Here is an 18,628-nt window from a genome sequence, read left to right as displayed (position 1 = left end):
CGACAGTTCTCGCGCTCCGGAGCCCGAGAACTGCCGCTCACGCCGAATCTCGGCCCGCCGAGCCGCCCGCCGAACCGCCCGCCGATCCGCCCGCCGATCCGCCCGCCAACAACGCTCCGAGCGCCGCCGCTCCGCGCTCCGCGTCCGCCACGGTCACCATGCGCGCGCCGCCACCCCGCAGCCGAGCGACGATCCCCGGCCCGGACCGGACCACGTACGCGATGCCCCGCCCGGAGATCCGGTAGCCCCAGCCACCCCACCGCCCCGGCGAGACCTCTTCCCACCCGCAGGACTCGATGCGCGAGAGCGGCACGCGCATGATCGGGATCCGGGTCCACGTCGAGGTGAGCCGGGAGCCCCCGCCGGTCGACGGTGACCTCGACCCGGGCGAGCACGAGCACCGCGATCCCGGCGACGAGCAGCAGCACGCCCGTGACCACGGCGGTGCCGGCACTGACCGAGGCGGTCAGCCACACCGCCCAGACGCCGAGGAGCAGTGCGACGACCCCGACCGCGGCGAGCCACGGGCTGCCGATCCGCGCGCGCCACGCGACCCGGGCGTCCGGCGTGACGTCGAGCGGCTCGACGTCGTGCGCCGGCACCGGCGCAGCGTGCCGGACGAGCGCGATCGTCGGGGGAGCCGCCAGGATCGCGATCACCGGCAGGACGACCAGTGCCCACCACACCGGGAACCGCGGGTCGCCGGACGCGTTCACGGCCGCCACGACGATCCAGGCCGTGCCGAGCGACCCGGCGAGCAGGTTCGCGACCAGGAGCACCATCGCCCAGGTCCGCCGGTCGGCCGACCGCAGTGCCATGCCCGACAGCACGAGCGACCCGACGGCGAGGGCAGCGGCGATCCAGAGCACGGCCACGGCGAACCCCCAGCCGTCGGCCGTCCCGTCGGCGCCGAAGTGCGTCGCCACCCGCGTCGGCAGCCCGGGGCCCAGCGTCAGCGCCGAGACGACCAGGGCCAGCAGCACGGCGACTCCGGGAGCCACCACCGCCACCCGTGCTCCGGCGTTCATCGATCGTGTGGTCGTCATCGTGCCCCTTGATCATCGCGTACAGGTCGTCGAGCGGGACCCCGAGGGTCTCCGCCTGGTCACGGAGCTCCGTCACGAGTGCGCGGAGCCGGTCGAACGAGGCGTTCCCGGACCGCAGCACCGTCGCCCCGCGGCCGCGACGCAACTCGATGAGCCCGTCGTCCTGCAGCTCGGCGTACGCGCGGAGCACCGTGTGCATGTTGACGTCGACGGCGGCGGCGAGGTCGCGCGCGGACGGCAGTCGCTCCCCGCTCCGGAGGTCGCCGCGGGCGATCGCGTACCGGATCTGGGCGGCGACCTGCTCGGCGAGCGAGGCCTTCGCCCCAGGGTCGACGGTGATCAACATGTTCGCATTCTATGCGAACAATCCGGCGCAAACCAGGCCGATGACCACGTCCGGCCCGCGTTCCGTCCATCATGCGCGGTCTGGCAGTCCGGTCCACGCGGGAGCGAAACCGCACGCGTACCGTCCCGGACAACGGAATTCGTTTTGCGTCTCGTCCAGACGCGGATTGTCCTGAGCATGGTGTCCGGTCCGGTACGAGGAGCACCGTGATCAGGGAGCACGAAATGACGAAGTACGAATCGAACGACGACGTCCAGCCGGTCCACGTGACCACGTACCGACACGTCCGGAAGGCCACCAAGCGCGGCTGGCCGCTGCCGACGGACTCCGAGCCATCGCTCGGGGACCTCGTGCGGATCCGGGACGGTCGTGGACGGGGCGCCGATGAGTCCGCAGCATGCGACGACGGACCCTCCGCCGGTGGACACGGACGTCCGCAGGACCCGCGTCAGCGAGTTCGTCCGCCGTGGAGTGACCCGGAAGAGGCCAGGGCGTTCTACCAGCAGGTCTACGACGGGCGGGACTTCGCGTTCGCCCCGGAGCCGAACCGTTCGCGTTCCGCTACCGTGCGACGGGTGACGGCCGGGTCAGCCTCCGCACCTCGTCGGTGTCCGCCTGCCGCTCGGGGATCCTGGCGCCGGACCGGCAGTACGTGCTGGCCTGGTCGGTCGAGGGCGGCATCGTCCTCGACGACGACCGCGACGACGACGCGGTGACCCTCCGACCGGGCGTCCCGGTGATGTACCCGGCCGGTCGTCCCTTCCACGCCTGGGCCCCGCCCGGTACGCAGCACCTGGTGCACTTCGACGCCGACTTCCTCGAAGCCGTCGCCGTCGTCGGCTCCGACGCGTCCCCGACGCCGCTGACCCTCCCGGTCACCGCGCAGCCGGAACGGCTGGGTCCGCTGCTGTCGGTCCTCCGCGAGGTCGCACCGACCATGCTCGACCCGCGCGTGGTGGACGGGGACCGCGCCGTGCTCGACCTCCGACTCGCCGAGGCCGCGATCGAGGCGTTCCACCCCGTCGACGAACGCATCGCCCGCAGCACACCCGCCAGCACCGTCGAGCGGGCGAAGGCCTTCATGTACGCGCACTTCGACCGGCCGCTCGCCGCGACGGACATCGCCGCCGCTGCGGACGTCAGCGTCCGCACGCTGCAGGAGGCGTTCCAGCGGTACGAGGCCACCACCCCGACGGCGTGGTTGCGCGACCTGCGGCTCGAGAAGGCGCGGCTCGGCCTGCAGCTCGCGGACGTCCACGAGACCTCGGTCGCCGCGGTCGCGCACTCCTGCGGGTTCCGGCACATGGGTCGGTTCTCCGGCGCGTACGCGGCGCGGTACGGCGAGTACCCCGCCGACACCCTCCGCGGGCAGCGCCGGCTCATCGCCGTCGCGTCGCGGACGGTCGGGGCGGAACGCGCCGAGACGGTCCTGTTCTGAGGACCGGCCCCGGTCGGTCCTGAACCGACCATCAGGGCGGACGGGAGGCACGGTGCCGTCCCGCCCCGTCCGCCCAGCCCGGCCCGTGGTCACGCGGATATCGTCCGGTGATGCAGTCCGAGACGCGTCCGGCCGCCGACGCGGCGCGGACCGAGGTCGCCGTCCGCGGGGACGGAGCGCCCGTCCTCGTCGTGCACGGCACGCCCGGCGGTATCGACGGCGCCGCGATCATGGCGCGGTTCCTGCCCTCCGACGGGTTCCGCGTCGTCACGCTGTCGCGACCCGGGTACCTCGGGACACCGCTCGACCCCGACCACGCGTCGCTCGACGACGAGGCCGACCGGTACGCCGCCGTGCTCGACGACCTCGGCATCGACCGCGCGGCAGTGCTCGCGTGGTCCGGCGGCGGTCCCGCTGCCTACCGGTTCGCCGCCCGCCACCCGGACCGCGTCCGCTCGCTCGTCGTGGCGGCCGGGCTCTCCGGCGCTGGACCCCGCCGCACCCCGGGCCGCTCGAGTGGGTGGTCACGCACACCCGCGTGGGGGGCGGCCCTCGCGCGGGCAGCGGCCCGGGTGGCACCCGGCGTGGTGGTGCGCTCCGTCGAAGCCGGCGTGAGTTCGCTCCGGGAGCAACACTCACCGAGCACGTGCGGGGTGTCCTCGCCGACCTCGCTGCGCCGCGCGTTCGTGCTCGACCTCGCGACCACGGGCAACACCTCGGGACGGCACCGGCCCGGCTGGGACAACGACGTGCGGACGCTCGGCGCGGTGACGGACCTGGGCCTCCGCGACGTCCACGCGCCCACCCTGCTCGTGCACGGCGACGCGGACACCGACGTCGACCTGTCCCACAAGCGCCCGGGCGGCGGCCGAGGTCCCCGGCGCCGAACTCCTCACGCTGCCCGGCGGGACCCACTTCGCGCTCTGGGCGCACCGCGATGCCGACGCCGTGCAGGACCGGGTCCGGGAGCACCTGCGACTCGGGCTCGCCTGACCCGGCCTCAGCCGACCCCGTCCGCCGACACCCGGAGCGCCCCGAGCAGGACGTCGAGCGCCCGGTCGAGCTGCGGCATCGTCAACGCGCCGTACCCGAGGACCACCCCGGAGGGCGCGCTGCCCGGCGCGACCTCGTACTCGTCGAGCGCGCTCACGAGGACCCCGGCCCCGGCCATCCGGGCCACCACCGCCCGCGCGGTCACCGGAGCCGACCACGTGACCACCGCGTGCAGGCCGCCGTTCAGGGCACGCGCCTCCAGGCCCGCGATCCCGTCGAGCCGAGCCGCGATGCGCTCCCGGCGGTGCGTGTAGTCGCGCCGGACCCGGCCGAGGTGGCGGCGGAGCGCACCCGTCCGGAGCAGGTGCGCGAGCGCCTCCTGGACGGGCTCCGCGACGACCGGGCCACGTGCGGTGCGCGCAGCGGCGACGGCGTCGGCCGCGGCGCCCGGCGGCAGCACCAGCCAGCTGCACCGGAGGCGCGGGTCGAGCGTCTTCGAGAAGCCGCCCACGTGCAGGACGACGCCGGCGGTGTCGAGCGCCGCCAGGGCGGGCACCGGACTGCCGCGGTGCCGGAACTCGGAGTCGTAGTCGTCCTCCACCACGACGGTGCCGGTCTGCGTCGCCCACGCGAGCAGTCGGTGCCGGCGAGCCACGGGCATGACCGAGCCGAGCGGGTACTGGTGCGTGGGGGTGACCACCACCGCGTCGACCGGGCCAGCCGCCTCGAGGGCGTCGAGGTCGAGCCCGTCCTCGTCCACCGGGACCCCGACGAGCACGGCGCCCGCACTCGTCAGTGCCCGACGCCCGGAGCGGTACCCGGGGTCCTCGACGACGACCACCGGCGCCCGGCCGAGGTGCGCGCGGAGCCCTTCGACGACCAGGGACAGCGCCTCCGAGGTCCCGCCCGTCACCACCACCCGGTCGACGTCGGGGGCGAACCCGCGGCTCAGTCCGGCCTGTGCGGCGATCTGCGCGCGGAGCTCCGGCAGCCCGAGCGGGTCCGAGAGCGCGTTCCGCAGCGGGGCTCGGCCGCGGCGCGCCAGGCGGCCCGCCAGTCGCGCTGCGCGATCGCGGTCACCGCGGGGACGCCGGGGCGGCAGTCGAGCACGGACCCGGACCCGGCGTTCGTCGCGCCGGCAGTGTGCGTCGCCATGCCCCGACCCGCCGGCGCTCGCCGCGTGGACCCCGAGACCGGACCGACCGGCACCCCCTCGGCCACCCGAGCCGCCGCACCCTGCCGCGTCCGGATCCACCCTCGCCGTCGAGCTGCTCGTAGGCCGCGACGACCGTGCCGCGCGCCACCCCGAGCTCGGCCGCCATCGCCCGCGTCGAGGGCAGGGCGTCCCCGGCGGCCAGTCGGCCGTCCCGCACCATCGCGCGCACCCGCGCGACCACGCCCGCGGTCTTGCCGGCCGTACTCTCTGACTGGTCCATCCGGAGTCCACCGATCTGGTCCACCGACCGGACCACTCTCGACCCTAGCGTTGCCCGCATGCGCACCACGAGCCTCCCGTCCGACCCCTCGCTCACCGTCCGTCGCCTGCGCGACCGGCAGTCCCACGACCCGGCGGACCTGTCCGCCGTCCTGGCCGAGGCGATCGTGGCGCACGCCGGCTTCGTCCGCGGCGGCCACCCGATCGTCCTGCCGTTCCTCTCGCGGTGTCGGGGACCTCGGTGCCGGACCCGTCCTGCTGCTGCACGGTTCGACCGGGGAGGGCTGTTCCTCGACGCCGGCGAGGCGGGCATCCCGGTCTCGGCGACCGTGACGCACGTCGACGGCCTGGTGTTCGCGCGCTCGACCTTCGACAGCTCCGCGAACTACCGGAGCGCGATGGTGGTCGGGAACGCGACCGTGGTGCCGGACGACCTCCGCACCGAGGCGCTCTGGCAGATCGCCGACCACCTCATGCCGGGCCGACGCGACGAGGTCCGCGAGATGACCGCCAAGGAGGTCCGCGCCACCCAGGTCCTGCAGCTGCCGCTCGACCGGTCCAGCGTGAAGATCCGTGCGGCCGGCGTCGGCGAGGCAGCGGACGACGGTGAGGACCACGGCGTCTGGGCCGGCGTCCTGCCGCTCGCCGTCCGGGCCGGGGCGCCGATCGCGGGAGCGGTCTCGGGGGACGCGCCGGTCGACGGGTCGGTCCGCGCGTTCGCGGCCCGCCTCGACGGGCAGGCGGCCGACCGGGAGGCGCGGATCGCCGCCGTCATGCGGCCGACGACCGCCTGACGGCCGGCTCCAGGGCGGTCGGCGCGCGCGGGCGGTGCTCGCGGGCGGCGCTCGCGGGCGGCGCTCGCGTCGGGCCACCCGAGCGTTGCTCGACGACGGCTCGGTGCCGGGCCGGAGCGGGCTGCGAGGAACGCCCCGTCCCTGTGACGAACCGCAGGAACCCCCCGCCCCTGCCCAGCCGGGATCAGGTTCGTGACCAATACGTTATCTTTTCCGAGTCGCCTGGTCTTCCGCTCGGGTCGGCTCGTCCGACCCGGAAGGAACCATGGGACGCCACGCACTCCCCGCAGCACCCGACACCGTCGTCACTCCCACCGCTCCTGCTCCTGCAGCGGCTGCCGCCCCGGCTGCTGTCCCGGCTCCGGCTCCGGTCGAGCCGCGTCGCCCGCGGGGTCGTCGGTCGGCCTTCGGTCCCGCCGTCGCCCGGTCGACCTTCGTCGAGCACGCGAAGCCCGCGCGGACCGCCTCGCTCGCGCAGCCCCGCCCGGTCGCCTCGACCGCCGTCGCCGGCAACGCCGTGCTGAGCCGGTCGGCCGCACTCCGAGCCGAGCGCGCCGTGGACCCGAAGCACATCCGTCGAGCGGCGAACGCCAAGCGTGCCGCCGTGCTGCTCGCACCGGCCATCGCCGTGACCTCGAGCCTGACGCTGGCCGTCCCCGCGAACGCCGCCACCCCGTCCGCCGAGGCCCACCACGGCACCACGACCTCGCAGCTGGCGCAGACGTACACCGTCGCCCGCGACGTGCAGGTCCCCGTCGTGCAGACCGACGGCATGACCACCACCACGACGATCGTGTCGTACCCGACCATCGTGACGAAGTTCGGCGTGAGCACCCAGCAGGCCGAGGACGCCATCTCGAAGGGGTGCTCTCCGCCGGCGGCGACCGGGCGACGGTCGTGGCGACCGCGCTGCAGTACATGGGCGACCCGTACGTCGAGGGCGGTGCGAGCCACCAGGGCACCGACTGCTCCGGGCTGACGATGGTGGCGTACGCCGCGGCCGGCATCCCGCTCGTCCACTACGTGCCGACCCAGGACGCCGCCGCGACGACCATCCCGGAGTCCGAGGCGCAGGCGGGCGACCTCGCCGTGTACGACAACGAGGACCACGTCGGGATCTTCCTCGGCGACGGCCTCGTGCTGCAGGCCCCGCACCCCGGCGACCCGGTCGACATCGTGCCCATGTACTCGGCCGCGCACCACCCCGCCCGGGTCCTCCTCGCGGGCAGCTGACGGGATCCCGTATCCTGGAGTGATGGCCTCCGAGACCCGCACCCCGTTCGAACAGCAGCAGTCTGCTCGGCCGCAGGTGCGTCCGCGCACCGAGGGCTGGAAGCAGGCGACCGACACCGAGGGTCGTCCGCTCCTGCAGTTCGCCTCCCCGAAGAAGGGGAAGCCGCCGGTCCACCTCGCCGACATGACGGTCGAGGAACGCGTCGCTGAAGGTCAAGGAGCTCGGCCTGCCCGGCTTCCGCGCCAAGCAGCTGTCGACGCACTACTTCACGCACTACTCGTCCGACCCGGCGACGATGACGGACCTGCCGGCCGCCCAGCGCGAGGAACTCGTCGCCGGGATGCTGCCGCCGCTCCTCACCGAGACCCGTCGGCTCGCGACGGACAAGGGCGACACGATCAAGTTCCTCTGGAAGCTGCACGACGGGGCCCTGGTCGAGTCGGTCCTGATGCGGTACCCCGGACGGATCACGCTCTGCGTCTCGTCCCAGGCGGGGTGCGGCATGAACTGCCCCTTCTGCGCCACGGGGCAGGCCGGGCTCACCCGGAACATGTCCACTGCCGAGATCATCGAGCAGATCGTCCGGGCCAACGCGGCGATCGCGGCGGGGGAGCTTCGGCGGTGACCCGCGCAAGGGCGGGAACGACCGCGTCGACGCCGAGCGCGTCACGAACATCGTCTTCATGGGCATGGGGGAGCCGCTCGCGAACTACAAGCGGGTGATGGACGCCGTGCGGATCATGGCGGCGCCGCAGCCGGACGGCCTCGGCATGAGCGCCCGGGGGACCACGATCTCGACCGTCGGGCTGGTCCCCGCGATCAACAAGCTCGCCGACGAGGACATCCCGGTGACCTTCGCGCTGTCCCTGCACGCGCCGGACGACGAGCTCCGCGACGAGCTCATCCCGGTGAACCCGCGGTGGAAGGCCGACGAGGCGATCGACGCCGCGCACAACTACTTCGTCAAGACGGGTCGCCGGGTCTCGATCGAGTACGCGCTCATCAAGGACATGAACGACCACGCCTGGCGTGCCGACCTGCTGGCCGAGAAGCTCAACAAGCGCGGCAAGGGCTGGGTGCACGTGAACCCGATCCCGCTCAACCCGACGCCGGGCTCCGTGTGGACCTCGTCCGAGGTGCACGTGCAGGACGAGTTCGTCCGCCGGCTCAACGCCGCGGGCATCCCGACGACCCTCCGCGACACCCGTGGCAAGGAGATCGACGGGGCGTGCGGGCAGTTGGCCGCTGCCGAGTAGGCGGCGACGCTGGTCCTGACCAGAGGCACGGTGCGGGGTCGCACCGTGCCCCTCGTCGTCCCCGGGGAGTCGCGCTTCCACACGATCCGCGCGGTTCCGGGCATCGAGCGACCGACACGCCCGGGATGTGGCCCAGGCTGGTGCTCCCGTTCACCTCTGCGTAAAGTAATCACTCGTTGCCGCTGAGGCGGAGAACGGAACGGCCAGGACGGTCACCGGGTCACAGACTCGGAGATCTTGTCCGCCACGGTTCTTCCCCGGGCAACGAAAACCAAGAACGAAAGCCTCTCTGGTGGAGCATCCTTCGGGTGCCGAGCGGGGAGTGCGTCTGGTCCTTGAGAACTCAACAGCGTGCACATTGTCAACGCCAATTCTATTGACCCCGTGCACCGTGTTTGCTACCGCTTGGTGGCAGCTTCGGTGTCATGGAGCAATTCCTTTTGGATTGAAGATTGTCAGTAGACAGTCAACAGTCAGAATCAACTCGCTGGCACTTCAGTGTTGGTTGTAATTTTTTACGGAGAGTTTGATCCTGGCTCAGGACGAACGCTGGCGGCGTGCTTAACACATGCAAGTCGAACGATGATGCCCAGCTTGCTGGGTGGATTAGTGGCGAACGGGTGAGTAACACGTGAGTAACCTGCCCCTGACTCTGGGATAAGCGTTGGAAACGACGTCTAATACTGGATATGACTGCCGGCCGCATGGTCTGGTGGTGGAAAGATTTTTTGGTTGGGGATGGACTCGCGGCCTATCAGCTTGTTGGTGAGGTAATGGCTCACCAAGGCGACGACGGGTAGCCGGCCTGAGAGGGTGACCGGCCACACTGGGACTGAGACACGGCCCAGACTCCTCACGGGAGGCAGCAGTGGGGAATATTGCACAATGGGCGAAAGCCTGATGCAGCAACGCCGCGTGAGGGATGACGGCCTTCGGGTTGTAAACCTCTTTTAGTAGGGAAGAAGGGAGCTTGCTCTTGACGGTACCTGCAGAAAAAGCACCGGCTAACTACGTGCCAGCAGCCGCGGTAATACGTAGGGTGCAAGCGTTGTCCGGAATTATTGGGCGTAAAGAGCTCGTAGGCGGTTTGTCGCGGCTGTTGTGAGAACCCCGAGGCTCAACCTCGGGCTTGCAGTGGGTACGGGCAGACTAGAGTGCGGTAGGGGAGATTGGAATTCCTGGTGTAGCGGTGGAATGCGCAGATATCAGGAGGAACACCGATGGCGAAGGCAGATCTCTGGGCCGTAACTGACGCTGAGGAGCGAAAGCATGGGGAGCGAACAGGATTAGATACCCTGGTAGTCCACGCCGTAAACGTTGGGCGCTAGATGTAGGGACCTTTCCAACGGTTTCTGTGTCGTAGCTAACGCATTAAGCGCCCCGCCTGGGGAGTACGGCCGCAAGGCTAAAACTCAAAGGAATTGGACGGGGGCCCGCACAAGCGGCGGAGCATGCGGATTAATTCGATGCAACGCGAAGAACCTTACCAAGGCTTGACATACACCGGAAACGGCCAGAGATGGTCGCCCCCTTGTGGTCGGTGTACAGGTGGTGCATGGTTGTCGTCAGCTCGTGTCGTGAGATGTTGGGTTAAGTCCCGCAACGAGCGCAACCCTCGTTCTATGTTGCCAGCGCGTTATGGCGGGGACTCATAGGAGACTGCCGGGGTCAACTCGGAGGAAGGTGGGGATGACGTCAAATCATCATGCCCCTTATGTCTTGGGCTTCACGCATGCTACAATGGCCGGTACAAAGGGCTGCGATACCGTAAGGTGGAGCGAATCCCAAAAAGCCGGTCTCAGTTCGGATTGAGGTCTGCAACTCGACCTCATGGAAGTCGGAGTCGCTAGTAATCGCAGATCAGCAACGCTGCGGTGAATACGTTCCCGGGCCTTGTACACACCGCCCGTCAAGTCATGAAAGTCGGTAACACCCGAAGCCGGTGGCCTAACCTCTTGTGGAAGGAGCCGTCGAAGGTGGGATCGGTGATTAGGACTAAGTCGTAACAAGGTAGCCGTACCGGAAGGTGCGGCTGGATCACCTCCTTTTCTATGGAGCATCTGGTTCCAGCTTGCTGGGATCCAGGCGCCGAGTAACCCGAACGTGGTTGCCGGTAGCTCATGCGGTGGAACATTGACAGTGCAGTCGGGAGTGAAGCTTCCGGTCGTAGTACATCCTGCTTGCAGGGTCGGAACGGGTCGGGGTGGAGCTGCTGGCTGGTGCACGTTGTTGGGTCCTGAGGGACCAGGCTTCCTGCCGCATGCCCGTGAGGGTGGTGTTGGTGGGGGTTGGGCCGCATGAGTCGTTACTGGCTTGTGGGTGTCCTTCGGTGGGCCACGTGAAGCCGGGCAGGTTTGCCTGGGGGAGTGTGGTGCCGATCGTATGTTGAGAACTACACAGTGGACGCGAGCATCTTTTAGATCACTCGCGATGATGATCACCTTCGGGTGGTTGTTGTTGACGAGTTGGTCGCAATTTTAATCTTTGTGGTCAAGTTTCTAAGAGCAAACGGTGGATGCCTTGGCATCTGGAGCCGAAGAAGGACGGAGAAATCTGCGATAAGCCTCGGGGAGCTGATAATCGAGCTTCGATCCGAGGATTTCCGAATGGGGAAACCCCGCTGGGCGCTTTTGTGACCTGGTGACTCCCGCCTGAATATATAGGGCGGGTAGAGGGAACGTGGGGAAGTGAAAACATCTCAGTACCCACAGGAAGAGAAAACAACATGTGATTCCGTGAGTAGTGGCGAGCGAAAGCGGATGAGGCTAAACCGATCATGTGTGATAGCCGGCGGGCGTTGCATGGTCGGGGTTGTGGGACACGTCGCTCAGTTCTGCCGGACTGGGGCGGTTACAGCGCATCATAGTCGAACTGGCTGGAAAGCCGGGCCGTAGGGGTGATAGCCCCGTAGACGAAATGGTGTTATGGCCGGATGTATATCCCAAGTAGCACGGGGCCCGAGAGAATCCCGTGAATCTGTCAGGACCACCTGATAAGCCTAAATACTCCCAGATGACCGATAGCGGACAAGTACCGTGAGGGAAAGGTGAAAAGTACCCCGGGAGGGGAGTGAAATAGTACCTGAAACCGTTTGCTTACAAACCGTCGGAGCCTCCTTGTAGGGGTGACGGCGTGCCTTTGAAGAATGAGCCTGCGAGTTAGTGATATGTGGCGAGGTTAACCCGTGCGGGGCAGCCGTAGCGAAAGCGAGTCTGAATAGGGCGATTCAGTCGCATGTCCTAGACCCGAAGCGAAGTGATCTATCCATGGCCAGGTTGAAGCGACGGTAAGACGTCGTGGAGGACCGAACCCACTTCAGTTGAAAATGGAGGGGATGAGCTGTGGATAGGGGTGAAAGGCCAATCAAACTTCGGGTGATAGCTGGTTCTCTCCGAAATGCATTTAGGTGCAGCGTTGCGTGTTTCTCGCCGCGAGGTAGAGCTACTGGATGGCCGATGGGCCTCAACAGGTTACTGACGTCAGCCAAACTCCGAATGCCGGTGAGTGAGAGCGCAGCAGTGAGACGGTGGGGGATAAGCTTCATCGTCGAGAGGGAAACAACCCAGACTACCAACTAAGGTCCCTAAGCGTGTGCTAAGTGGGAAAGGATGTGGAGTTGCATAGACAACCAGGAGGTTGGCTTAGAAGCAGCCACCCTTGAAAGAGTGCGTAATAGCTCACTGGTCAAGTGATTCCGCGCCGACAATGTAACGGGGCTCAAGCACACCACCGAAGTTGTAGATTTCGCACACTCGATAAGCCTTCGTGGTTCAGTCGTGCGGAGTGGTAGGAGAGCGTCGTGTGGCGAGTGAAGCGGCGGAGTGATCCAGCCGTGGACGCTACACGAGTGAGAATGCAGGCATGAGTAGCGAAAGACGGGTGAGAAACCCGTCCTCCGAAAGACCAAGGGTTCCAGGGCCAGGTTAATCCGCCCTGGGTAAGTCGGGACCTAAGGCGAGGCCGACAGGCGTAGTCGATGGACAACGGGTTGATATTCCTGTACCGGCGAACAACCGCCCAAGCTAATCCAGTGGTGCTAAGAGTCCCAACCCGGTTCCAGCGGATCCCTTCGGGGTGATGCGGTCCGGTCTAACGCTCGAACCCATGCTGGTGCGGTTAGCGTATGAACAGGTGTGACGCAGGAAGGTAGCTGAGCCAGGCGATGGTATCCGTAAGGTGAACCTGGTGTAAGGATGTAGGGCTGACGATAGGCAAATCCGTCGTCTGTGTGCCTGAGATCCGACGCGTACCCGTAAGGGGAAATCAGTGATCCTATGCTGCCGAGAAAAGCATCGACGCGAGGTTGCAGCCGCCCGTACCCGAAACCGACTCAGGTGGTCAGGTAGAGAATACCAAGGAGATCGAGATAATCGTGGCTAAGGAACTCGGCAAAATGCCCCCGTAACTTCGGGAGAAGGGGGGCCGGACACGTGACCGGATTTACTCCGCGAGCGTTGAAGGCCGCAGAGACCAGTGGGAAGCGACTGTTTACTAAAAACACAGGTCCGTGCGAAGTCGCAAGACGATGTATACGGACTGACGCCTGCCCGGTGCTGGAAGGTTAAGAGGAGGGGTTAGCCTTTGGGCGAAGCTCTGAATTTAAGCCCCAGTAAACGGCGGTGGTAACTATAACCATCCTAAGGTAGCGAAATTCCTTGTCGGGTAAGTTCCGACCTGCACGAATGGCGTAACGACTTCCAGCTGTCTCAACCGCGAACTCGGCGAAATTGCACTACGAGTAAAGATGCTCGTTACGCGCAGCAGGACGGAAAGACCCCGTGACCTTTACTACAGTTTGGTATTGGTGTTCGGAGTGGCTTGTGTAGGATAGGTGGGAGACTGTGGAGCGGGCACGCTAGTGTTCGTGGAGTCATTGTTGAAATACCACTCTGGTCACTTTGGATGTCTAACGTAGGACCCTGATCGGGTTCATGGACAGTGCCTGATGGGTAGTTTAACTGGGGCGGTTGCCTCCCAAAGAGTAACGGAGGCGCCCAAAGGTTCCCTCAACCTGGTTGGCAATCAGGTGGCGAGTGTAAGTGCACAAGGGAGCTTGACTGTGAGACTGACAGGTCGAGCAGGGACGAAAGTCGGGACTAGTGATCCGGCAGTGGCTTGTGGAAGCGCTGTCGCTCAACGGATAAAAGGTACCTCGGGGATAACAGGCTGATCTTGCCCAAGAGTCCATATCGACGGCATGGTTTGGCACCTCGTGATGTCTGACTCGTCGCATCCTGGGGCTGGAGTAGGTCCCAAGGGTTGGGCCGTTCGCCCATTAAAGCGGCACGCTATGAGCCGGGTTTAGAACGTCGTGAGACAGTTCGGTCCCTATCCCGCTGCGCGCGTTGGAAATTTGAGAAGATCTATCCCTAGTACGAGAGGACCGGGATGGACGAACCTCTTGTGTGTCAGTTGTTCTGACAAGGGCACCGCTGATGAGCTACGTTCGGACCGGATAACCGCTGAAAGCATCTAAGCGGGAAGCCGTCCTCGAGATGAGATTTCCATGCACCTTGAGTGTGAGAGGCTCCCAGCAGACTACTGGGTTGATAGGCCGGATGTGGAAGCGGGGACTAACGACCCGTGGAGCTGACCGGTACTAATAAGCCGAAGACTTGACAACACAACTATTTCCCACACCTTCGGGTGTGGGGCTCGCGTCCACTTCTGTGGTTCCCGACAGACGATCGGGAACATGAAACTGAATGGGCCGCGCCGACGCGCGCGGGATAGCTTGATCCGTAACAGGTCAAGTCGAAGGTGTTCCGGTGGTCATAGCGAGAGGGAAACGCCCGGTCACATTCCGAACCCGGAAGCTAAGCCTCTCAGCGCCGATGGTACCTGCAAGGGGGACTCTTGTGGAGAGCATAGACGCCGCCGGACTCAACGTTGCAACACCAGGGAACCCCTGACCATCCGTGGTCAGGGGTTTTCTGCGTTCAACGGGGTGTTCTGCGCAGGGAGCGGGGACGCCACAGGATCAGCCGACGGAGGAATGATGACCGAAGCCTGGCCGGCGATGCCCGAGGGCTCCCGACTGGCATTGCGGGAGATCCTCATCCACGGCGTGCTCTCGCGGGCTGAGGATCGCTCGGTCGCTCGGGCTCTCGCGTGCAAGCCTCACGCGGGCGATGCGCACCCTCGTGGCACACCGGATGGTCGTCGAGGTGGGCACGGATGTGCGTGGCGCCACCGGGCGTCCGCCGGAGTTGCTGCAGACGAGCACGGGGAGTGGGAGTTCCTGGGCGTCAAGCTCACGAAGGACCGGCTCTACGCCGCAGTGACAGACCTCGGCGGCCGTGTGCTCGCCCTGCACGAGGAGTCGATCGAGTCCTTCGTCGCCCGAGGACCTGGCGGACCAGGTCTCGGCGGTGTCCGAGCAGCTCCAGTGCGGTCCACCTCGGCGATCTGTGCCGTGGGGGCCCTGCCTGCTGGGTGACATCGTGCTTCGTGACGGTCGGGCCGCCGTGGTGTCGTCGCAGTTCCTCGGCTGGCAGGACGTCCCCCTCGCCGCCATGGTCGAGGAGCGTTCCGGGCTGACGGTGTTCACCGCGAACGACGTCCTCATCGCCCTGACCTCGCGAAGGAGCACTGGCTCGGCGCGGGCGCTTCGGTCGCCGGTCGATGGTGCTCGTCACGGTCGGCAGAGGGCATCGGGCTCGGGCTGATCGGCAAGGACGGACAGAGTCTCGATCGGGGAGCATCGGGCGCCTGCCGGACGGATCGGGCACAAGGCACGTCCTCGGCGGAGGGCCGGACTGCGGCCTCGGTCACCACGGCTGCACCTCGAGCTTCCTGCCGAGCCCCGTGATCGCACAGGAATCGCCGGATACGACGGCAAGACCTACGACGAGGTCGTCGAGCTCGCCCGCGCCGGGGACACCCGGGCCACGGCGGCGTTCGAGGATGCCGGGCGCGCGCTCGGGGTCGTGCTGGCGAGTGCGGTCCTCATCGCGGACCCGGTCGGCGATCGTCCTGACCGGCGACGGCCTGCCGGTCTACGACCTCGCGCGGCCCGCCGTGGACGAGGCACTCCGCGCTGCCCTGGCGCCTGCACGACGAGCCCGCCCAGCCGATCGAGGTCCAGCCGTTCGAGTTCTCCGAGTGGGCCCGGGCCGGAGCGGCGCTCGCGATCCGCCGGCTGCTGGGTGAGTGAGGCGCGCAGATCGGCGCCGACGGGCTTAGTTACACACGTTGACAAACTCGGGGAGACCTGGAGAGGCTGGTGCGGTCCACCCATCGAAGGGAGATGCGTCGTGCCCGCTGCCCCAACCGTTCCCTGGCCCACCGACGGCTTGTCGTTCGGCGGTGACTACAGCCCCGAGCAGTGGCCGCGCGAGGTCTGGCACGAGGACGTCCGCCTGATGCGCGAGGCGGGGGTGAACTCCGTCTACGGTCGGGGTCTTCTCGTGGGCGCTGCTCGAGCGGTCGCCGGGGGAGTTCACCTTCGAGTGGCTGGACGAGGTGCTCGACCTGCTGCACGAAGAACGGGATCGCGGTGGACCTGGCGACGCCGACCGCCGCACCGCCGAACTGGCTGCTGACCGCCCACCCCGAGATCCTAGCCGGTCGACGCCACTCGAACGCCGCGAGCAGCCTCGGTGGACAGCTTCGTGGTGTGCGGCCTCGGTGACGTTCTGGGAGCACGCGCTCCGCATCGTCGGGGCCCTCGCCGAGCGCTACGGTCGGCACCTCGCGGTCCGGCTGTGGCACGTCAGCAACGAGCTCGGCGGCGGGAATGGACGGCGCTACCGCGAGGAGTCGGCTGCCGACTTCCGCGACTGGCTCACCGACCAGTACGGGGATCGTCGACGCCGGCGAACGCCGCGTGGGGCACGGCCTTCTGGGGGCACATCCTACACGTCGCTTCCGACGAGGTCTCGCCGCCGCGCGGGGTCGGCGGTGCCCCGAACCCCGGGCTGGCGCTCGACTTCGAGCGGTACTCGTCGGATGCGCTGCTCCGGCACTTCGACGCCGAGAAGGCCGTGATCGAACGTCACTTCGGAGGTCCTGGTGATCACGAACTTCATGGTCGGCGCGGGCTCGCAGGTCGCGGACTACGCCGAGTGGGCCCGGCACGTCGCGATCCCGGCGAACGACCACTACACGCTGGTCGACGACCCCCGGCGCGAGCAGGACCTCGCCCTGGCCGGGGACCGGATGCGCGGCATGACGCGCGGCCGCGGCCCGTGGCTGCTCATGGAGCACTCGACGGGCGGCCCGGAGTTGGCAGCAGCGGAACCGTGCGAAGCGATCCTGAGCGAGTCTCGTCCGGGAACGCGCTCGCCCACGCCGCCCACGGCTCCGACGGGGCCCTCTTCTTCCAGCAAGCGCGCAGTCGACCCGCGGCGCGGAACAGTTCCACCCCGCGATGCTCCCGCACGCCGGCACCGCGACGCGGGTGTGGCGGGAGGTCCTCGCGCTCGGCCGGGCCCTGCGTGCGCTCGAGCCCGTGCAGGGCAGCCGCGTCGAGCCGGCCCGGGGCGTGGCGATCGTCGTCGACGAGGCCTCCGCCGGGCGCCTGCAGTCCGGCCTCAGCGCCCCACCGGGGGCCGCGCTACGCCACCGAGATCCGTGCGTGGCACCGGGCCTTTCCTGCACGACCGGCAGGTGCTGACCGACGTCGTCCCGCTCGACGCCGACCCGGACGGCTACGACGTCGTGGTCCTGCCGACCCTGCTCATCGTCGACGACGCCTCCGGCCGCCTCGGCTCGCCGCCGTAGTCGACCGCGGTGCCGCCCTGGTCGTCACCTACCTGTCCGGGGTCGCCGGACGAGACCGCGCGGATCCGGACCGGCGGGTACCCCGGCGCCTTCCGCCAGGTCCTCGGTGCGCGTGTGAGCGAGGAGCCTGGACGCCACTGCAGGTCGACGAGACGCGGACGCTCGACGACGGCGGCGTAGTCACCGACTGGGCCTGCTGAAGGCCGTGGTCATCGAGGACGCCGAGGCGGTGCTGTCGTACGACGGATCCGCTCGCCGAGTGAGTGCGGCGGTGACCCGCCGCGCCGCTGGTGCGGCGGCGCCTGGTACGTGTCGGCGAGGCTGCCCGACCAGAGCACCCAGCGGGTGGTGGACTGGATCATCGCGGAGGGGGCGGTCCCGCGGACGGTCACCGCGCCCTCCAGGGCCTGGAGGCTGTGCGTCGCGTCCGTGACGACGGCTCGGCCTTCCTGTTCCTGCTGAACCACACTCGACGGCGACGGGGTCGTCCTGGTCGGCCGCCGGGACCGACGTGCTCGACGGGACCGTGCACGGGCCGGACACGGTCGTGCCCGCCGGTCGCGTCCGCGTACCCGCGAGGAGCGCGCAGTCGTGACCGTCCTCGATCGCGAACCCACGCCGGCCGGGGCCGCGGAGCCGGTGCGGCACCTCCAACGTCCTGCGGGGCGGCGGGGCGTCCCTCGTGCTCGGCGACCGCCGTGGACGGACTGCCCGAGGTGCTGCACTGGGGCGCGGACGTCGAGCCGCTCGCGCTGGTCACCGACGCCGAGGACCTGCTCCGCGCGCCGGACGGCCGGTCACCCCGAGCGGGTTCGACGTGCCGTGGCCGCTCTCACCGTGCTGCCGACCGAACGTGACGGCTGGGAGGGGCGTTCCTGCGATCGCCGGGCATGTCGACGGGGAACTACCGTTCGCCCTGGGCGGCGCGACGTCGAGGTGGTGGCCGGAGTCCGGTAGCGCCTCGTGACCGCGACCTCCGACAGCCTGACGCTCGCGAGTGCGTTCACCCTCGACGAGGCCGGCGTGCTGCGCGTCCGGCACGCCGTGACGAACGCCGGGCACCGGCCCGTGCACCTGCAGGCGCTCGACGCCACGCCACCCGTCGGGGAGCGGTCGCCGAGGTGTTCGACCTCGCCGGCCGGGTGGACCCGCGAACGCACCCCGCAGCGCGCCGTGCCCTGACGCAGGGCGCGCACACACGAGAGACCCGACGCAGCGGCCGCACCGGGCACGACGCCCCGACGCTGCTCGTGCTCGGCACCGCCGGGTTCTCGGACGACACCGGGGAGCCGGGGGCCGTGCACCTGGCGTGGAGCGCGGACCTCGGTGTACCGCCATCGACGTCCTCCAGGAGGCTCGGCC

At 68.3% G+C, this 18,628-nt stretch carries 10 protein-coding genes, 3 rRNA genes and 10 pseudogenes; 18 read left to right on the top strand and 5 right to left on the bottom strand.

The features are described from left to right. Window positions 1-911 precede the first annotated feature (911 nt). Together ACZ8AI_RS20235 and ACZ8AI_RS20230 are read right to left on the bottom strand one after the other, a co-directional pair. A pseudogene (locus tag ACZ8AI_RS20235) lies at window positions 912-1,028 on the bottom strand (DUF1648 domain-containing protein); the annotation flags it as partial. A 196-nt stretch (window positions 1,029-1,224) separates the two neighbouring features. Then, window positions 1,225-1,392 (bottom strand): annotated as a pseudogene (locus ACZ8AI_RS20230) (GntR family transcriptional regulator); the annotation flags it as partial. Window positions 1,393-1,999: 607 nt separating this feature from the next. On the opposite strand from ACZ8AI_RS20230, the gene ACZ8AI_RS20225 reads away from it, so the two are divergent. Further along, on the top strand, window positions 2,000-2,830 hold the full coding sequence (locus ACZ8AI_RS20225) for a helix-turn-helix domain-containing protein (RefSeq protein WP_464859620.1): 831 nt from the start codon (window positions 2,000-2,002) through the stop codon (window positions 2,828-2,830). A gap of 110 nt (window positions 2,831-2,940) precedes the next feature. After that, window positions 2,941-3,612, top strand: a pseudogene (locus ACZ8AI_RS20220) (alpha/beta fold hydrolase); the annotation flags it as partial. 218 nt (window positions 3,613-3,830) lie between these two features. On the opposite strand, the gene ACZ8AI_RS20215 reads toward ACZ8AI_RS20220, so the two are convergent. Together ACZ8AI_RS20215 and ACZ8AI_RS20210 are read right to left on the bottom strand one after the other, a co-directional pair. Continuing rightward, on the bottom strand, window positions 3,831-5,078 hold the full coding sequence (locus ACZ8AI_RS20215) for an aminotransferase-like domain-containing protein (protein ID WP_464859619.1): 1,248 nt from the start codon (window positions 5,076-5,078) through the stop codon (window positions 3,831-3,833). A 58-nt stretch (window positions 5,079-5,136) separates the two neighbouring features. Beyond that, window positions 5,137-5,199, bottom strand: a pseudogene (locus ACZ8AI_RS20210) (hypothetical protein); the annotation flags it as partial. 118 nt (window positions 5,200-5,317) lie between these two features. Between ACZ8AI_RS20210 and ACZ8AI_RS20205 the strand changes: the two are divergent. The 13 genes and pseudogenes from ACZ8AI_RS20205 (at window position 5,318) to ACZ8AI_RS20145 (ending at window position 17,266) form a co-directional block, all read left to right on the top strand. Then, window positions 5,318-6,052, top strand: coding sequence for a pyridoxamine 5'-phosphate oxidase family protein (locus ACZ8AI_RS20205; RefSeq protein ID WP_464859618.1), 735 nt, complete (start codon window positions 5,318-5,320; stop codon window positions 6,050-6,052). Between the two features lie 265 nt (window positions 6,053-6,317). Further along, window positions 6,318-7,031 carry a hypothetical protein gene (locus ACZ8AI_RS20200; protein ID WP_464859617.1) on the top strand — a complete coding sequence of 238 codons (714 nt, stop codon included), beginning with the start codon at window positions 6,318-6,320 and terminating at the stop codon, window positions 7,029-7,031. Then, window positions 6,950-7,285, top strand: a complete 336-nt coding sequence (locus ACZ8AI_RS20195) for a C40 family peptidase (RefSeq protein WP_464859616.1) — start codon at window positions 6,950-6,952, stop codon at window positions 7,283-7,285. Before ACZ8AI_RS20200 ends, ACZ8AI_RS20195 begins: the two co-directional genes overlap by 82 nt. Before the next feature lie 22 nt (window positions 7,286-7,307). Continuing rightward, window positions 7,308-8,542: pseudogene (gene rlmN, locus ACZ8AI_RS20190) on the top strand (dual-specificity RNA methyltransferase RlmN). Between the two features lie 514 nt (window positions 8,543-9,056). Then, window positions 9,057-10,590, top strand: a 16S ribosomal RNA gene (locus ACZ8AI_RS20185). Between the two features lie 440 nt (window positions 10,591-11,030). After that, window positions 11,031-14,165: ribosomal RNA gene (locus tag ACZ8AI_RS20180) — 23S ribosomal RNA — on the top strand. Window positions 14,166-14,306: 141 nt separating this feature from the next. Further along, window positions 14,307-14,425: ribosomal RNA gene (rrf, locus tag ACZ8AI_RS20175) — 5S ribosomal RNA — on the top strand. The 16S, 23S and 5S rRNA genes sit together here, the layout of an rRNA operon. A gap of 197 nt (window positions 14,426-14,622) precedes the next feature. Next, window positions 14,623-14,826 (top strand): helix-turn-helix domain-containing protein, encoded by a 204-nt coding sequence (locus ACZ8AI_RS20170; protein WP_464859720.1) that lies wholly within the window; start codon window positions 14,623-14,625, stop codon window positions 14,824-14,826. An 87-nt stretch (window positions 14,827-14,913) separates the two neighbouring features. Further along, window positions 14,914-15,210 (top strand): hypothetical protein, encoded by a 297-nt coding sequence (locus tag ACZ8AI_RS20165; RefSeq protein WP_464859615.1) that lies wholly within the window; start codon window positions 14,914-14,916, stop codon window positions 15,208-15,210. 261 nt (window positions 15,211-15,471) lie between these two features. Further along, window positions 15,472-15,897 (top strand): annotated as a pseudogene (locus tag ACZ8AI_RS20160) (hypothetical protein); the annotation flags it as partial. Further along, window positions 15,870-16,073, top strand: a pseudogene (locus ACZ8AI_RS20155) (hypothetical protein); the annotation flags it as partial. The pseudogenes ACZ8AI_RS20160 and ACZ8AI_RS20155, both read left to right, overlap by 28 nt. Then, window positions 15,995-16,288 (top strand): annotated as a pseudogene (locus tag ACZ8AI_RS20150) (beta-galactosidase); the annotation flags it as partial. The pseudogenes ACZ8AI_RS20155 and ACZ8AI_RS20150, both read left to right, overlap by 79 nt. Further along, window positions 16,249-17,266: pseudogene (locus ACZ8AI_RS20145) on the top strand (beta-galactosidase). The pseudogenes ACZ8AI_RS20150 and ACZ8AI_RS20145, both read left to right, overlap by 40 nt. A gap of 209 nt (window positions 17,267-17,475) precedes the next feature. Here the strand turns inward: ACZ8AI_RS20145 and ACZ8AI_RS20140 are convergent. Then, a complete protein-coding gene (locus ACZ8AI_RS20140) occupies window positions 17,476-17,733 on the bottom strand; it encodes a hypothetical protein (protein ID WP_464859614.1) in 258 nt (85 codons plus the stop codon). Between the two features lie 231 nt (window positions 17,734-17,964). Between ACZ8AI_RS20140 and ACZ8AI_RS20135 the strand changes: the two genes are divergently transcribed. The 3 genes and pseudogenes from ACZ8AI_RS20135 to ACZ8AI_RS20125 form a co-directional block, all read left to right on the top strand. Continuing rightward, window positions 17,965-18,123 (top strand): hypothetical protein, encoded by a 159-nt coding sequence (locus tag ACZ8AI_RS20135; protein WP_464859613.1) that lies wholly within the window; start codon window positions 17,965-17,967, stop codon window positions 18,121-18,123. Between the two features lie 106 nt (window positions 18,124-18,229). After that, window positions 18,230-18,448 (top strand): hypothetical protein, encoded by a 219-nt coding sequence (locus ACZ8AI_RS20130; protein WP_464859612.1) that lies wholly within the window; start codon window positions 18,230-18,232, stop codon window positions 18,446-18,448. Continuing rightward, window positions 18,388-18,528: pseudogene (locus ACZ8AI_RS20125) on the top strand (hypothetical protein); the annotation flags it as partial. The gene ACZ8AI_RS20130 and the pseudogene ACZ8AI_RS20125, both read left to right, overlap by 61 nt. Window positions 18,529-18,628: the final 100 nt, after the last annotated feature.

The organism is Curtobacterium sp. AC273 (assembly GCF_979253735.1).
Note: the sequence above shows the minus strand (reverse complement) of the source record. Positions and strands in the feature narration are given on the sequence as shown.